The sequence below is a fragment of the Nocardia sp. NPDC004260 genome, assembly GCF_053603155.1.
The window spans coordinates 21,005-36,071 of the sequence record NZ_JBSGEZ010000032.1 but is presented as its reverse complement, the minus strand read 5'-3'; the positions used below and the strand labels follow the sequence as shown (position 1 = coordinate 36,071).

General features: G+C 68.1%; 15 protein-coding genes and 1 riboswitch. Of the genes, 5 read left to right on the top strand and 10 right to left on the bottom strand.

Annotated elements, in window-relative coordinates:
- The first annotated feature begins 27 nt into the window (after positions 1-27).
- Positions 28-918 (top strand): alpha/beta fold hydrolase, encoded by an 891-nt coding sequence (locus tag ACWEO7_RS19895; RefSeq protein ID WP_452425105.1) that lies wholly within the window; start codon positions 28-30, stop codon positions 916-918.
- A 387-nt stretch (positions 919-1,305) separates the two neighbouring features.
- On the opposite strand, the gene ACWEO7_RS19890 is transcribed toward ACWEO7_RS19895, so the two are convergent.
- The 5 genes from ACWEO7_RS19890 to ACWEO7_RS19870 form a co-directional block, all read right to left on the bottom strand.
- Positions 1,306-2,556 (bottom strand): acyl-CoA dehydrogenase family protein, encoded by a 1,251-nt coding sequence (locus tag ACWEO7_RS19890; RefSeq protein WP_452425103.1) that lies wholly within the window; start codon positions 2,554-2,556, stop codon positions 1,306-1,308.
- Positions 2,557-2,582: 26 nt separating this feature from the next.
- On the bottom strand, positions 2,583-3,458 hold the full coding sequence (locus ACWEO7_RS19885) for an SDR family oxidoreductase (RefSeq protein WP_452425101.1): 876 nt from the start codon (positions 3,456-3,458) through the stop codon (positions 2,583-2,585).
- 75 nt (positions 3,459-3,533) lie between these two features.
- On the bottom strand, positions 3,534-4,409 hold the full coding sequence (locus ACWEO7_RS19880) for a MaoC/PaaZ C-terminal domain-containing protein (RefSeq protein ID WP_452425100.1): 876 nt from the start codon (positions 4,407-4,409) through the stop codon (positions 3,534-3,536).
- Between the two features lie 70 nt (positions 4,410-4,479).
- The gene (locus ACWEO7_RS19875) at positions 4,480-4,917 is read right to left on the bottom strand and encodes a type II toxin-antitoxin system Rv0910 family toxin (RefSeq protein ID WP_355079032.1); all 438 of its coding nucleotides are present in this window, start codon (positions 4,915-4,917) and stop codon (positions 4,480-4,482) included.
- A gap of 32 nt (positions 4,918-4,949) precedes the next feature.
- Positions 4,950-6,167 carry a lipid-transfer protein gene (locus tag ACWEO7_RS19870; protein WP_452425098.1) on the bottom strand — a complete coding sequence of 406 codons (1,218 nt, stop codon included), beginning with the start codon at positions 6,165-6,167 and terminating at the stop codon, positions 4,950-4,952.
- 356 nt (positions 6,168-6,523) lie between these two features.
- On the opposite strand from ACWEO7_RS19870, the gene ACWEO7_RS19865 reads away from it, so the two are divergent.
- Positions 6,524-7,153 (top strand): TetR/AcrR family transcriptional regulator, encoded by a 630-nt coding sequence (locus tag ACWEO7_RS19865; protein ID WP_452425140.1) that lies wholly within the window; start codon positions 6,524-6,526, stop codon positions 7,151-7,153.
- 105 nt (positions 7,154-7,258) lie between these two features.
- On the opposite strand, the gene ACWEO7_RS19860 is transcribed toward ACWEO7_RS19865, so the two are convergent.
- Complete coding sequence (locus tag ACWEO7_RS19860) at positions 7,259-8,479, bottom strand: MFS transporter (RefSeq protein ID WP_452425096.1); 1,221 nt, start codon at positions 8,477-8,479, stop codon at positions 7,259-7,261.
- A gap of 80 nt (positions 8,480-8,559) precedes the next feature.
- Between ACWEO7_RS19860 and ACWEO7_RS19855 the strand changes: the two genes are divergently transcribed.
- Positions 8,560-8,826, top strand: a complete 267-nt coding sequence (locus ACWEO7_RS19855) for an imine reductase family protein (protein WP_452425139.1) — start codon at positions 8,560-8,562, stop codon at positions 8,824-8,826.
- A gap of 172 nt (positions 8,827-8,998) precedes the next feature.
- On the opposite strand, the gene ACWEO7_RS19850 is transcribed toward ACWEO7_RS19855, so the two are convergent.
- Both ACWEO7_RS19850 and ACWEO7_RS19845 read right to left on the bottom strand, forming a co-directional pair.
- On the bottom strand, positions 8,999-10,216 hold the full coding sequence (locus ACWEO7_RS19850; RefSeq protein WP_450015120.1) for an NADP-dependent isocitrate dehydrogenase: 1,218 nt from the start codon (positions 10,214-10,216) through the stop codon (positions 8,999-9,001).
- Between the two features lie 354 nt (positions 10,217-10,570).
- Entirely contained in the window at positions 10,571-12,115 is a 1,545-nt protein-coding gene (locus ACWEO7_RS19845; protein WP_452425095.1) for an MFS transporter, read from the bottom strand.
- 81 nt (positions 12,116-12,196) lie between these two features.
- Between ACWEO7_RS19845 and ACWEO7_RS19840 the strand changes: the two genes are divergently transcribed.
- Both ACWEO7_RS19840 and metX read left to right on the top strand, forming a co-directional pair.
- On the top strand, positions 12,197-12,910 hold the full coding sequence (locus ACWEO7_RS19840) for a TetR family transcriptional regulator (protein WP_452425093.1): 714 nt from the start codon (positions 12,197-12,199) through the stop codon (positions 12,908-12,910).
- Positions 12,911-12,962: 52 nt separating this feature from the next.
- Positions 12,963-13,073: riboswitch (SAM riboswitch) on the top strand.
- A 217-nt stretch (positions 13,074-13,290) separates the two neighbouring features.
- Entirely contained in the window at positions 13,291-14,448 is a 1,158-nt protein-coding gene (gene metX / locus ACWEO7_RS19835) for a homoserine O-acetyltransferase MetX (RefSeq protein ID WP_452425091.1), read from the top strand.
- Between the two features lie 61 nt (positions 14,449-14,509).
- Here the strand turns inward: metX and ACWEO7_RS19830 are convergent, their stop codons facing one another.
- Positions 14,510-14,632: a hypothetical protein gene (locus ACWEO7_RS19830; protein WP_452425089.1), complete on the bottom strand. Its 123-nt coding sequence runs from the start codon at positions 14,630-14,632 to the stop codon at positions 14,510-14,512.
- Positions 14,633-14,683: 51 nt separating this feature from the next.
- Entirely contained in the window at positions 14,684-14,929 is a 246-nt protein-coding gene (locus ACWEO7_RS19825) for a DUF3017 domain-containing protein (protein ID WP_355079114.1), read from the bottom strand.
- Between the last annotated feature and the right edge of the window lie 138 nt (positions 14,930-15,067).

Here is a 15,067-nt window from a genome sequence, read left to right as displayed (position 1 = left end):
TTGGACACTGCCGTCCAGGAAGGGGTGATGACGATGTCGTCCGACACCTCCCAGTCCTCCTCCGCCCCCGCGCGCGGATCCACCCGGGCGAAACAGCCCCAGCCGATCAAGGCATTGCACGTGGGATCCGGCGATCCCCTGCTGTTGCTGCACGGATTCATGATGTCGCCGCACTGCTGGGAGCAGACGGCGGCGCGGCTGTCGACGCACTGCGAGGTGTTCGCGCCCGCGTTCGCGGGCCACTGGGGCGGCGCGCCCACCGGAGGCCCGTCGGTGGACGTGCACTCGCTGGCCGACCGGATCTGCGAGCAGCTCGATGAACTGGGTTGGCGCACTTGCCATATCGCGGGCAACTCGCTCGGCGGACTGGTCGGCGTCGAACTCGCCCGCCGCGGACGTGCCCGCACCCTGACGCTGATCGCGCCCACGGGCGGCTGGCACGCGCCCTCGCTGACCCAATGGCGGGTCAACCTGAAATTCCTCTCCCTGATACCGCTCGTCGAAATCGGCAAGCGCATGGGCGGATTCGTGATCGGCAACCCACTCGCCCAGCGGGTCGCATTGCTCGCGTTGAGCAAACATGCCTCCGCGGTGTCCCGGCGCGACGCCGCGGCCGCGCTCGCCGCAGCGCTGCACTGCCCGGCGATGGTGCCGATGATTCTCGGCGCGATGCGGGCGCCGGCACAGGACGACCTGTCCACCCTGCGGACGCCGGTCCGGCTGCTGCTGTCGGAGTACGACCGGGTCATCCCGAACCGCGTCTACGCTCGGCGCTACCTGAAGGAACTGCCCGAATCCGCCGACCGCATCCTGGTCAACGGCGTCGGTCACGTGCCGATGCTGGAAGCGCCCGACCGCATCGCCACCCTCATCGCCGAACACGTCTACGCCAGCCGCACCCGGCTACGCGCTGTGTGATTCGGCCGCGACTTCGTCGCGGCGTGTGCTGTGTTGATCTTTCCAGCGCCTGCGGCGCTGGGTGTTCGCGGCCCTCCTATGGCTCGGTCTCGCTTCGCTCGAAAGACGTAGTTATGGTGCGCTGAGCACGTCGGCTTTCGAGTTCAGGACCAAGTGCACGCGGCATCCCGAGTGCCCGTTCCGACACGCCCGAACGCGGCGACGGTGGGCGATGATGACCGCTCTATGGCCAGCCGGCCACTGATGCAGTGGACAAACCGGGCACGAGCCGGATCGTCAACCGGCTGGGCTCGGTCTCCCCGCCCACGACCGGTGGTCGGGCCGACTTGGTTGCGCGCGGCCGTAGCTCACCGCGCAGTGCGTACGGCGAGCCAGCTGATTCGAAAACTACTGCGCGAGCATCCCTTTCGCGATGTGGGTCACCTGGATCTCGTTGCTGCCCGCGTAGATCATCAGTGACTTGGCGTCGCGGGCGAGTTGCTCCACGCGGTACTCGGTCATGTAGCCGTTGCCGCCGAACAGCTGCACCGCTTCCATGGCCACCTCGGTGGCGGCCTCGGAGGCGTACAGCTTCATCGCGGAGGCCTCGGCCAGGGTCGGGGGTTTGCCCGCCCGGCCCCGCTCCAGCGTGTTGAACACCATGTTCTGCACGTTGATCCGCGCGATCTCCATCTTCGCCAGTTTCAGCTGGACCAGCTGGAACCGTCCGATCTCCTGACCCCAGAGCTTGCGGTTCTTGGCGTATTCCACGCACAGCCGATGACACTCGTTGATGATGCCCAGCGCCATGAAGGCCACGCCGACGCGCTCGGCGGTGAAGCTGGATCGGGCGCTCTCCCTGCCGTCGCCGCCCCTGTGTTCTTCGGTTTCGCCGAGCAGGCGGTCCCGGCCGAGGCGCACATTGTCGAAGAACAGCTCACCGGTCGGTGAGGAGTGCAGGCCCATCTTCTTGAACGGCTTGCCCTGGGTGAGGCCGGGCATGCCCTTGTCCAGCACGAAGGCGAGCACCTTGCGGTCGCGCTTGTCGCCGCCCGCGCCGTCGTCGAGCTTCGCGTAGACGATCATCACGTCGGCGAAGGGGCCGTTGGTGATGAACGTCTTCTGGCCGTTGAGCAGGTAGTCCTCGCCGTCACGCTTGACGTAGGTCTTCATGCCGCCGAACGCGTCGGAACCGGAGTCCGGTTCGGTGATCGCCCAGGAGGCGACCTTCCGCATGGTGACGATGTCCTCCAGCCAGCGCTGCTTCTGCGCCAGCGTGCCCCGCGACATGATCGTCGTCGCGCCCAGGCCGATGCTCACGCCCATCGCCGAGACCAGGCCCATGCACACTCCGGACAGCTCGCCGATGAGCACCGCCATCAGCGATTCCTGTCCGGCGAAGGGGCTCGAGCCGGATGACTTCGGCTTCCGTTCCGCTTCGGCGGGAGCGCTCTCCCGCGCCGCCTGCCTGGCCAGCATCTTCTGCACGGCCTCGCCGCCCATCACGTCGATCCCGAACTCGCGGAACAACTTCCGGATCACGGGGTACGGCGGCAGTTCACCGCTGTCGAGCGCGTCCAGATTCGGGCGGATCTCCTTGTCGATGAACGCCCGGACGGCATCGCGGATCATGACATCGGTCTCGGACCATTCGAACATCGTCGTTCTCCTCACATCCCCCGAGGTCAGGGCAGCCGAGCGGCGATGTCGTCGATCAGCCAGGGCCCCTCGGTCTCGATGGTCTTCACATCGTGCCAACCGGCCAGCTCGGAGATCGCGCCGCCCTGCACCGCGAACACCTTGCCGGTGATCGGGCAGTCCGCGGCGGCCAGGTAGGCGACCAGCGGCGCGATATTGGCCGGGGCGAAGGCGTCGAACCCGCCCTCCGACTCCTCCGCCTCGGCCGCCAGCATCTCGCCCATGCCGGGCGTGGCCAGGGTGAGCCGGGTGCGCGCGATCGGCGCGATCGCGTTGACCCGCACGCCGTAGCGCGCCAGTTCGTCGGCGGCCACCAGGGTCAGCGCGGCGATCCCGGCCTTGGCCGCGCCGTAATTGGCCTGTCCCGGGTTGGGCAAGGTGGTGCCCGACGCCGATGCCGTGTTGATCACGGCCGCGTTCGGCTGGTTGCCCGCCTTGGACTGCTGCTTCCAGTATGCGGCGGCATGGCGCAGCACCGCGGCGTGGCCTTTGAGGTGCACGGCGATCACCGCGTCCCATTGCGACTCGTCCATGCCCGCGACGAAGGCGTCGCGCAGGATGCCCGCGTTGTTGACGACGACGTCCAGGCCGCCGAACTCTCTGACCGCTTGCTCGACCAGTTTCTGCGCACCGTCCCAGGTGGCGACGTCGTCGGTATTGGCCACCGCCTTCCCGCCCGCGGCGACGATCTCGCGCACCACCTCCTGGGCGGGACCGGCATCGGTCCCCTCGCCCGCGTTGCTGCCGCCGAGATCGTTGACGACCACGGCGGCGCCCTCCTTCGCGAACAACAATGCGTGCTCGCGGCCGATGCCGCGACCCGCGCCGGTGATGACGGCGACCCGCCCGGCCAGTACGCCCATGTGTTGTCTCCTGTAGTCGTGCCGAATCCGGCGAAGGGGAAAGGGCGTGGCGGACACCGTGCCGCCGCGCGATGGTCAGTCGGCGATCTCGGCCAGTCCGTCGCTGAGCACGACATCGTCGCCGCGCACGGTCTCGAAGGCGTAGCGGGTGACGCCGTCGGCGGAGCCCGCCTTCCAGATGCGGGTCTCCAGATCGTCGCCGGGAAAGACCAGCTTGGCGAAGCGCACCGCGAAGCGCCTGAGCCGGTGCACATCCGACTCCGCGACCTCGGTCAGCACCGCCCAGGACGCGAACGCCATGGTGCACAGCCCGTGCGCGATGATGCCGGGCAGTCCGGCGTCCTTGGCGACCTGCTCGTCCAGGTGCAGCGGCACGGGATCGCCGGACGCCGGTGCGTAGCGGAAGGTCTGGTCGTGGTCCACGTGCTGCGCCACGACGGCGACCGGGTCCTGCTGGCGCAGCCGTTCGTCGAACTTGTGCGCCGGAGCGACCGCGCCAACCGTCTTGCCCGCATCGATGTTGCGGAAGAAAGCGGTGAGGTATTGGTCGTTGACCGGTTCTCCCGCCTCGGTACGGCATTCGATGCGAATGGTGATGGTCGTGCCGTTGGGGCGGCTGGTGTAGCCGATCGCCTTGGCGCGCGACACCAGCCGGTCGCCGGGGCGGATCGCGCGGTGGAAGTGGAAGTCCTGCTCCCCGTGCACGACCCGGCCGAAGATGTCCATCGGCGCGACGTCGATGACGGGCATCATCATGGCCTCGAAGACCGGGACGATGGCGAAGACCGGTCCGGCCACCGTACCGGCCAGGTGCGCGGCGATCGGATCGTTCGTCGCGGCGGCGTACTCCGCGACCCGCTCGGCGGTGACCGCGAAACGGTCCTCGTCGGACCACGTCTCCAAGCCGCTGTCGTCGAACTCGACTGCGCGGGCGCTCGTTTCGGCGCTCATGCCGCATCCTTTCCGGCACGAGCGGGGCCCTGCGTGGTCACGCTCCGCTGCCGCCTCCGGGCCTGACCGCTCATGCCGCCGAGGCCAACGTGTCGAGTTGGTCGAGCGAACGGTCGAGCTGTTTGATGCCGTCCTTCTCCACCGCTTTGCCGAGCGCGCCCTTGATCAACGCGCCCTCGAAGTCACCCGACACCAGGATGGTGCTGCCCTCGCCGTTGGGCCGGATGTCGAAGGTGAACTCGGTCCGCACGCCGGCCATGCCGGTGCCGCCGAGTGTCAGCTTGTTCGGCGCGTCCACCGAGACGATGGTCCATTCCAGTTTGTTCGCCATGCCGAGCATCACGATCTTGGCGACCAGCTTGGCGCCCGCGCTGAGCACGGCGGGCGGCTCCTCCATGAAGCGTTCGTGGATGGTGAACCACTTGTCCCAGGTCTGCGGGTCGGAGACGACCGCCCACAGGGCTTCGGGGGCGGCGTTGACGTCCTTGGTGGCTTCGATATGTCCCATGTGTCGCACTCCTCGTCGAGTTGGTCGGCGGTTCAGCGGTCGGCGCGCTGGTAGGCGGTGACGACGGCCGCGCCGCCGAGGCCGATGTTGTGTTGCAGGGCGGCGGTGACGCCGTCCACCTGCCGCTTGTCCGCCGCTCCGCGCAGCTGCCAGGTCAATTCGGAGCACTGCGCGAGACCGGTCGCGCCGAGCGGATGCCCTTTCGAGATCAACCCGCCGGAGGGATTGACCACCCATTTGCCTCCGTAGGTGGTCTCGCCGTCGTCGATCAGCTGCCCCGCCTCGCCCTCGCCGCACAGGCCGAGCGCCTCGTAGAGCAGCAGTTCGTTGGCCGAGAAGCAGTCGTGCAGCTCGATGACCTGGAAGTCCTCCGGGCCCAGCCCGGACTGGTGATAGACCTTCCTCGCGGCCTGCACGTTCATGTCGTAGCCGATCAGGTTCTTGGCGGTGTCGTCGAAAGTCGAGGCGAAGTCGGTGGTCATCGCCTGGCCGACGATCTCCACCGCTTGCCCGGCGAGAGCGTGGGCGTCGACGAAGTCCTCGCTCGCGAGGATCACCGCGCCGGACCCGTCGGAAGTCGGCGAGCACTGCAGTTTGGTCAGCGGGTCGTAGATCATCCGCGAGGCGAGGATGTCTTCGAGGGTGTATTCGTCCTGGAACTGCGAATACGGGTTGTTCACCGAGTGCTTGTGGTTCTTGTGGCCGATCTTGGCGAAGTGCTCGGCGGTGGTGCCGTACTGCTTCATGTGCTCGCGCCCGGCCGCGCCGAACATCCACGGCGCCACGGGGAACAGCACCTCGGAGATCTCGGCCAGCGCCATGATGTGCTTGGCCATCGGCTGCTCGCGATCGTCCCAGGTCGACCCCAGCGAACCGGGTTGCATCTTCTCGAAGCCCAGCGCCAGCGTGCATTCGGCCAGCCCGCCCCGGATCGCCTGGGCCGCGAGATACAGCGCCGTCGAACCGGTGGAGCAGTTGTTGTTCACGTTGACCACCGGAATGCCGGTCATGCCGAGTTCGTAGACGGCACGCTGGCCCGAGGTGGATTCGCCGTACACATAGCCGACGTAGGCCTGTTCCACCAGGTCGTAGGTGATGCCCGCGTCCGCGAGCGCCTTGGTGCCCGATTCCCTGGCCATGTCCGGGTAGTCCCAGGCGCCAGTAGTGCCGTCGGCTTCCTCGACCAGGCGGCGGCCCGGCTTCTCGAACTTCGTCATGCCGACACCGACGACGTAGACCTTGTTCGCCATCGAACTCCTCAGATTGTGCATACGCCGCGAGCGGCCGAACGAGTGAAAACAAACATACAAGGTTGTATGTAAGTCAACAAGAGGTGCGCGTGGAAGCGGGACCACAACCCCGGTAACCAGCCGATTGCATCTCACTTGCTACATACAGTGAGACATGCATGTTTTCGGAGAACCACCCGCGGAGGCGCCCACTCGGCCGCAGTCGGATGCCGTCCGCCCCGGCAGCCTCGATATCGCCCATTTCCCCACCGAAACAGCGGAACATACAGCACTGTATGTAAGTGTAGGATCGGACGGTGGCCAGGAGCGTAGTCGTGAAGCAGCAGCGCCGGACGCAGGAACAGCGCAGCACCGAGATGCGCACCCGGCTGCTGGACGCGACGGTGGACTGTCTGGTCGAGTACGGATACTCGGGCACCACGACGCCGCGGGTGGCCGAGCGCGCCGGGGTGACCCGTGGGGCGCAGGTCCATCACTTCGGCTCGAAGACCGATCTGGTGGTGGCCGCGATCAGCCACCTGGCGCAACTGCGCGCCGAGACCGCCATGCGGGAGATGTCGCGGGTCGAAACCGGCGACGATCCGGTGGCCGCGGCGCTGGAGTTCCTGTGGGACCTGCACCAGGGTCCGCTGTTCATCGCGACCGTCGAACTGTGGGTGGCGGGGCGGACCGACCCGGTGCTGGCCGCGGCGATGGAGAAGGTCGAGCCGTTCGTCAACAACGCCGTCTTGCTGGCGGTCGCCCGCTTCGTGCCGGACGACGTGCGCCGCAAGGAGGCGCGCGACTTCATCTACACGGCCATGGACGCGCTGCGCGGAATCCTGATCTCGAATTTCATCGACCCGGACGACGAGCGCGCCCGCCGCCGGTGGCGACGCGCCTCGGCGCACCTGCACGACATCGCGGGCCGCGCTCTGGCCGCCCGCCCCGCCGGACAGTCCGCGCTCGACCCGGGGAGTCCGGATTCCGACAAGCACGGTGGGTAAGGACCCGCGCGAACGTAGTCACGCGCTCTGTCCCGCATCGGGAAGCCTTACCGCTGTCTTGTGATGGCCCCTACGCCGACAACCTCGGGGCCTGCTTCGGCATCGCTACCGCGTCGCTCGCTGCGGGCGTGATCTCCGCGCGGTCCAAGCGGTCACGGTGAACAACGCGACGCCGATCGCCGCGAGGGCCGCCCCGACCACGGCCGGAGCCGTGTAACCGAGGCCCGCGGCGATGACCAGGCCGCCGAGCCAGGCGCCGGCGGCGTTGGCGAGGTTCAAGGCAGCGTGGTTGAGGGCGGCGGCGAGGGTCTGGGCGTCGGCCGCGACGTCCATCAGACGGGTTTGCAGTGCCGGCGCCAAGGCAGCTCCGGACGCGCCGACCAGCAACGCGCCGAAGGCCGCGGTGTACGGGTTGTGCGCGGCGACGACGAAGCCACCGAGGATGGCGGTCATCGCGACCATCGATACCGAGATGGCTCGGTCCACGCCGCGGTCGGCGAGCACACCGCCGACGATGTTCCCGATCACCATGCCCACGCCGAACAGCATCAACACCAAGGGAACCGCCCCGGCCCGCAGACCGGCCACGTCGGTGAGTGTGGTCGCGATGTAGGTGTAGACGGCGAACATGCCGCCGAACCCAACGGCGCCGACCAGCAGCGTCAGCAGCACCTGGGGGCGACGTAGCGCGCCGAGTTCGGTCATCGGGTTGGTCACCGTGATGCCGGTGAGCTCCGGCACGAAGCGCAGCAGCGCCGCCACGGTGGTCGCTCCGATGAGCGCGACGACCACGAACGCATCGCGCCAGCCGAGATGCTGGCCGAGCCAAGTAGCGGCGGGAACGCCGACAACATTGGCGGCGCTCAATCCCAGCATAACCGCGGCAATCGCCTTGGCCCGCTGCCCTACCGGGGCGAGAGTGGCAGCGGCCAACGAAGCGACACCGAAGTAGGCACCGTGTGGCAAACCTGAGACGAATCGCGCGAGAACCAGCGTCTCGAACGAGGGCGCCAGGACGGTCGCCGCATTTCCCAGGGTGAACGCCACCATGAGCGCGACGAGCAGGCGCTTGCGCGGCATCCGCGCGCACAGCGCCGCGATCAGTGGCGCGCCGATCACCACACCGAGCGCATAGGCCGATACCGCGTGCCCCGCGGTCGGCTCGGAGACCCGCATGGCCGACGCGATGTCCGGCAGCAAACCCATGGTGACGAATTCGGTGGTCCCGATCCCGAATCCGCCGAGGGCCAGGGCGAGCATCGCGGGCACGTGCCAATCGGTTCGTCCGGGCGGCGCGGTGGTACTGGGGGTCGGGGCGGTGGTCACGTGTTCATGTAACCGGCCTCGGTCTGCGATCGCTTCCCCAGCGAAGGTGAGTTCGCCCACCACGCCGGCACCGACTCCCGCTGCCTGAAGGTGCGCCGATACTCGGCGGGCGACACGCCGACCCGAGAAGTGGCGGCGAATTCCCGGTGAACTTCTCCGGCCTGGCGGTCAACCGGGCAGGTCTGTCCAGCATCCTCACGGCCAGCCGCAAGCAAGGCGTGGCGACCGATCTGCTCGATCCCCTGCTGCGACTGTTCGAAGCGGAGTTCGAACGCGGCAATGAGGCGGCCAGTTTCACCCGCGCTTTCGCGGGCCTGCTCGATCCCACCGGAGTCGGCGCGAGCTGACAAGCGGCGACATCGCGAGGCATGCGCGACGGGCCGACGCCCCCAGCGAATCGGTCGCGAAACAGTCCGGGCACCCGTTCCACCGAGGGTGGGCGGGTGCCCGTGGTTCAGCCCGGCGCTGGGTGACCACCCAGCGCCGGAGTCGGCCGAGCGACGCGGCTCGGCCCCGCGATCAGCGCAGCGCGCGAGCCAGGTTGGCGTCCAGCGCGCCGAGGAACTCCTCGGTGCTCAGATAGCCCTGGTCACCGCCGACGAGCAGCGCGAGATCCTTGGTCATCTGGCCGCCCTCGACGGTCTTGATGACGACGTCCTCCAAGGTCTGCGCGAAGCCGATGACCTCGGGGGTGTTGTCCAGCTTGCCGCGATGCTCGAGCCCGCGGGTCCAGGCGAAGATGGACGCGATCGGGTTGGTCGAGGTCGGCTTGCCCTGCTGGTGCTGGCGGTAGTGCCGGGTGACGGTGCCGTGCGCGGCCTCGGCCTCACAGGTGCGGCCGTCCGGGGTCAGCAGCACCGAGGTCATCAGGCCGAGCGAGCCGAAGCCCTGCGCCACCGTGTCGGACTGCACGTCGCCGTCGTAGTTCTTGCACGCCCAGACGTAGCCGCCCTCCCACTTCATCGAGGAGGCGACCATGTCGTCGATCAGCCGGTGCTCGTAGGTCAGGCCCGCGGCGTCGAACTGGCTCTTGAACTCGGCGTCGAAGATGTCCTGGAACGTGTCCTTGAACATGCCGTCGTAGGCCTTGAGGATGGTGTTCTTCGTCGACATGTACACCGGGTAGTTCTGCTGCAGGCCGTAGTTGAACGACGCCCGCGCGAAGTCCTCGATGGACTTACGGAAGTTGTACATGCCCAGGACGACACCGCCCTCCTCGGGCATCTTCACGACCTCGTGCTCGATCGGCTCGCTGCCGTCGTCCGGGGTGAAGGTCACGGTGACGGTACCGCCCTGGAACACCTTGAAGTCGGTGGCGCGGTACTGATCGCCGAAGGCGTGGCGGCCGATGATGATCGGCTTGGTCCAGCCCGGCACCAGCCGCGGAACGTTCGAGATGATGATCGGGGCCCGGAAGATGGTGCCACCCAGGATGTTGCGGATGGTGCCGTTGGGCGACCGCCACATCTTCTTGAGGCCGAATTCCTTGACTCGCGCCTCGTCCGGAGTGATAGTGGCGCACTTCACACCGACGCCGTGCTTCTTGATGGCTTCGGCGGCGTCGATGGTGACCTGATCATCGGTCTTGTCGCGGTATTCGATGCCGAGGTCGTAGTACTCGAGGTTCACGTCGAGGTAGGGGTGGATCAGCTTGTCCTTGATGAACTGCCAGATGATCCGGGTCATCTCGTCGCCGTCGAGTTCTACGACGGTGCCTTCAACCTTGATCTTGGACATGGATCTTCGTGTCCTCCTAGGATGGTGCCCTCATTGCACGGCCAGGCGAACACGCTTGTGAGCGGACCCCAGCTGTTCCAACAGACAACGTATATGTCCCGCGTTGTCGGCGGGACATGTGGTGCAAACAAGACAAGCGTACTGCTGCCGAAGTCCTCACCGCACGGGCAGCCCCCGGAGTGAGCTGGACCACCTTTGTTACCGATTGGTAGGCAATGCCTTCCAGCGCCTCGGCGGAACCCGCGCAACCGCCGTCGCCGCCATGATCCGCCTTCCGTTCCAGCACGGCAACGGCCTGGCACATGACGAGGTCCGCGCGGCGTCAACACGCCGCACGGACCTCGTTCCGGTGGATCAGACCGCGACCGGAAGCCGCGCCCCGTCCTCGGAACCTTCGATCAGGTTCTCCGGACGGTCCCGGATCATCAGCGCGATGATCGGGATGGCCGCCAGGAAGAACCCGGCGCCGACGTAGAAGGCCACGTCGTAACTGTGGATCGCGGCCCGCGCGGCCAGGTTGTCGATGCCGGGATTGTCGTGCGCGAAGGTCTTGGCGACCTGCACCGAGATGGTGGTCAGCAACGCCGTGCCGACCGCGCCGCCGACCTGCTGAGCCGCGTTCAGCAGCGCGGAGGCGACGCCGGAGTCCTCTTCCTCCACCTGATGCAGCGCGACCGTCTGCATGCCGACGAACAGCGGACCCATACCGAGCGCGATGAGCACCTGAGCGGGCAGCACACCGGCCAGGAAGCTGTCACCGAAGCTCAGTTGAGCCAGCAGCACCAGGCCGATGACGCCCAGCACGGCCCCGGCCAGCATCAGCGGACGCGGGCCGAGCTTCGGCAGCAGGGCGCTGGTGACACCCGCCGAGATCGCGATGCCCGCCGGGAAGGGCAGGAACGCGAAGCCCGCCTTCAGGGCGGAGTAGCCCAGCGTGATCTGGAAGTAGAAGCTCAGGAACAGGAACATCGCGAACATCGCGATCGGGATGAGCAGCGCGGCGAGGAAAGCGCCGCCCCGGTTGATCTCACCCGGGATGTGCAACGGCAGCAGCGGGTTCGCCGAGCGCCGTTCGATCACGACGAAGGCGACGAGCAGGGCCAGCCCGGCGACCAGCAGCGCCAGCGTGCTGCCTGCCAGCCAGCCGTCGTCGGCGGCACGACTGAAGCCGTACACGATGGCGATCAGGCCGAGCGTCACGGTGACGGCTCCTGGCACGTCGTATCCCCCGCTGCGCGGCGCAGGCACGTCCTTCGCCACCCAGGCCAGCGCGCCGAGCAGCGCGATCAGCGCGATCGGCGTGTTGACCAGCAGGCACCAGCGCCAGGAGGCGTATTCGGTGAGCGCGCCACCGGCGATCAGGCCCAGCGCCGCACCACCCGCGGAGATGCCCGCGAACACACCGAACGCGGTGGCCCGCTCGCCGGGCTCGGTGAAGGTCACCGACAGCAGCGAGAGCGCGGCCGGAGCCAGCAGCGCGGCGAACGCGCCCTGCAACGCGCGTCCGGCGAACAGTTCCGCACCGGTCTGCGCGAGACCGGCCAGCGCCGACGCACTCGCGAAGCCGATCAGGCCGACGATGAAGATCCGGCGTCGGCCGAGGTAGTCGGCCAGCCTGCCGCCGAGCAGCAGCAGGCCACCGAAGATCAGCGTGTAGGCGGTGAGCATCCATTGCCGGTTGCCGTCGCTGATGTCGAGATCACGCTGCGCGAACGGCAGCGAGATCGTCACGATGGTGGCGTCCAACACCACCATGAGCTGGGCTAACGCGATCACTCCCAGCGCGAGCCAACGCGCTGAACCGCTCGCCCGCTGCGGCGCGTGCACCGCTGTCGCGGTCTCGGTCACGGTCTTCTCCTCGTCCTCGATGTCCCGAGCAATCCTGTCATCTAGCGACATTTGTCGTCAAGCGCAAAATGTCGCGATACGACATTTGACCGTTACGGACAGGAAAACGCCAGGTTGCGTTAACATGGGGGCATGCTCGAGTTATCGGCGCCGACGGGCGCGGGCGCAGCGGCCGACCGCGCCGCCGGCGGCCCGGCGACCCAGGGCCTGCGCGAACGCAAGAAGCAACAGACCAGGCTGCGGATCATCGCCGCGGCCCTCGACCTGTGCGACACACAGGGCTTCGACGCGACCACGATCGAGCAGATCGCCAACGCGGCGGACGTCTCGCCGCGCACCATCAACCGCTATTTCGACAGCAAGGAAGACATCGTCCTGGGGCCGGTGCAGGATTTCGGGCAAACCATCGCCGAGACGCTGCGCGAGTTGCCCCGCACGGGCAACGAACTCGGGGCGCTGCGCCAGGCCTTCCTGCACGTGGTCGATGAAGCCGCCGCGGCGGGCGAGGCGGATCCGCTGTCGTTCCGGCAGTTCCAGAAGATGCAGCGGATTCTGCGCAGCAGCCCGTCGGTCAGCGCGCGCAGCATGGAGCATGCCGACGACAAGAACCACGCGATCGCCGCGGTGGTCGCCGAGCGCCTCGGCACCACGCCGGACGCGCGCCCGGTGCGGCTGATCGTCGGCGCCTGGCAACTGATCGGCCACATCGGCATGGAGTGCTCCGACGATGTGTTCCTCGACGACGACCTCGCGGTCGCGGCCAGGGCGGGGCGGGCCGCGTTCACCGAGGCCTACGACGAGTTCGTGCGCACCTGCTGTGGTGCGCCGACCGCCGCGGACCAGTGAGTTCGATGGAGGATTTCGGGCGCTGACCGCCCGCCGGTTATGATGCCGGACAGGTCATGAGTACCAGCGTCAAGCCCCGGCTCGCTGGTCGGCAACCCTCCAGCCGCGGTGGGGTGCTCCGGGTGATGACCTGGCTCCCGAGAGCCGGGAGCAAGCGCGTAACAGGAGGTCGCCGCCATGTGTTGTTGTTCGTCACCCACACACCGCTAACCCCTGCTGTACCGGCGAACACCTGCTTGGGAGCAAACCATGAGTGAATTCACCGCGCCCGGGGCCGAGCGAGGCCCGGCGCAGTCGGCCCCGCACAGCCGTGGTGCCGAGTTCGGGATCGTGCGTTTCCTCCCGGATCCTCCGCCCCCCGGTTTCGCGGCGGCGGCGACATGACCGTGAACACCGAACCGAGCGCGCGGACCTCCGGCATCGCCCTGCCGCCCCCCGATGGACAGCTCGGCACCATCGCCATCGGGGACGTGCGACTGGAGAACGGCGCGGTCATCCCGGACGTCCACCTCGCGGTACAACGCTGGGGTGAGCTCTCCCCCGGCCTGGACAACGTCGTGCTGGTCGAACACGCGCTGACCGGCGACTCGCACGTCGTCGGCAAGCCCGACGGCCTGCACCAGCTGCCCGGCTGGTGGGACGGCATGGTCGGGCCGGGCGCGCCGCTGGACACCGACGAATGGTGTGTGGTCGCGACGAACGTGCTCGGCGGCTGTAAGGGCAGCACCGGGCCGTCCACCACGGCTCCGGACGGAAAGCCTTGGGGCGCGCGTTTTCCCGAGATCTCCATCCGTGATCAGGTGACCGCCGAAGCCGCTCTGCTCGACCTGCTCGGTGTCGAGCGGCTCGCGGCCGTGGTCGGCGGGTCGATGGGCGGTATGCGGGTGCTCGAGTGGATGGTCGGCGCACCGGATCGGGTCGCCGCGGCGCTGGTGCTCGCGGTCGGAGCCCGCGCCACCGCCGATCAGATCGGCACCCAGACCACCCAGATCGCGGCGATCACGTCCGATCCGGACTGGCAGGGCGGCGACTATCACGGCACCGGCCGCGCACCGACGACGGGGATGGCGCTGGCCCGGCGGATCGCGCACCTGACCTACCGCACCGAGTTCGAGCTGGATCACCGGTTCGCGAACAAGCCGCAGGGCGACGAGGACCCGTGGAACGGCGGACGGTACGCGGTGCAGAGCTACCTGGACCATCAGGCCGAAAAGCTCTGCAAGCGTTTCGATCCCGCCACGTACGTGTTGCTGACCGAGGCGATGAACCGCCATGACGTCGGCCGCGGCCGGGGCGGCATCGAGGCGGCGCTCTCGGCGACGCCGGTGCCGTGCGTGGTCGGCGGCGTCGACTCCGACCGGCTCTATCCGCTGCGGACCCAGCAGGAACTCGCCGATCTGCTGCCCGGATGCGACGGACTGGAGATCGTGCACTCCCGCGACGGGCACGACGGATTCCTCACCGAGGCGGCGGCGGTGTCCAAACTGCTGACCGAGACCATGCGCCTGGCCCGCGCCGGTGTGCGCCCCGAACGCTGAAAGAGTGCGCTTCCCTCCCGTCCGCACTGATCGGTGCCTCGCGCCGTGATGCCGTCCACTCTCAGAGCGCTGCGGCTCGCCGCGCCGCTTCGATGCGGTTGATGTTGGTCTCGATCCACTCCCGCAGCGCCGCTATCGGCGTGCGCAGTCCGCGCGAGCGGACGGTCTTCGCCGAGCGATACACCGCTGCCCGCTGAGCACAAGGGCGACCCCGCCATCGCTGGGTCGCCCGCCCTCAGCCGACGCCGAGCGTGTTGATCGTGGCCGCGAGGAACAGGATGCTCGACCCCAGCAGCGTCAGCGCGCCGACGTCGAACGGCTTGCTGCGCACCGCCAGCAGCCCCACCCGGGTAGTCGGCAGGCACAGCCGGAATGCCGCCGCCAGCAGCGTGGCACCGCCGAAGAAGAACGTCCCGCGCCGCCAACGATCGGACGCCACGAACACCACCGCCACCACGATGACCAGCGTCACGACGACCATCGGCAGATGGGCACGCAAGAACTCCGCTCCCGAACCGCGGCGTCCGGCCCGGGCGATAGGCGTATCGGCATCGGTCACCTTCCCGATTCTTGCAGACCGGTCCGGTGGTCGACGAGTGGCGCATGCCTGCGGCGAATC

Bases quoted from the DNA above. Each gene is read 5' to 3' on its own strand.
- ACWEO7_RS19895 (WP_452425105.1), top strand. From the start codon at position 28: ATGACGATGTCGTCCGACACCTCCCAGTCCTCCTCCGCCCCCGCGCGC.
- ACWEO7_RS19890 (WP_452425103.1), bottom strand. From the start codon at position 2,556: ATGTTCGAATGGTCCGAGACCGATGTCATGATCCGCGATGCCGTCCGG.
- ACWEO7_RS19885 (WP_452425101.1), bottom strand. From the start codon at position 3,458: ATGGGCGTACTGGCCGGGCGGGTCGCCGTCATCACCGGCGCGGGTCGC.
- ACWEO7_RS19880 (WP_452425100.1), bottom strand. From the start codon at position 4,409: ATGAGCGCCGAAACGAGCGCCCGCGCAGTCGAGTTCGACGACAGCGGC.
- ACWEO7_RS19875 (WP_355079032.1), bottom strand. From the start codon at position 4,917: ATGGGACATATCGAAGCCACCAAGGACGTCAACGCCGCCCCCGAAGCC.
- ACWEO7_RS19870 (WP_452425098.1), bottom strand. From the start codon at position 6,167: ATGGCGAACAAGGTCTACGTCGTCGGTGTCGGCATGACGAAGTTCGAG.
- ACWEO7_RS19865 (WP_452425140.1), top strand. From the start codon at position 6,524: ATGCGCACCCGGCTGCTGGACGCGACGGTGGACTGTCTGGTCGAGTAC.
- ACWEO7_RS19850 (WP_450015120.1), bottom strand. From the start codon at position 10,216: ATGTCCAAGATCAAGGTTGAAGGCACCGTCGTAGAACTCGACGGCGAC.
- ACWEO7_RS19845 (WP_452425095.1), bottom strand. From the start codon at position 12,115: ATGTCGCTAGATGACAGGATTGCTCGGGACATCGAGGACGAGGAGAAG.
- ACWEO7_RS19840 (WP_452425093.1), top strand. From the start codon at position 12,197: ATGCTCGAGTTATCGGCGCCGACGGGCGCGGGCGCAGCGGCCGACCGC.
- metX (WP_452425091.1), top strand. From the start codon at position 13,291: ATGACCGTGAACACCGAACCGAGCGCGCGGACCTCCGGCATCGCCCTG.
- ACWEO7_RS19825 (WP_355079114.1), bottom strand. From the start codon at position 14,929: ATGGTCGTCGTGACGCTGGTCATCGTGGTGGCGGTGGTGTTCGTGGCG.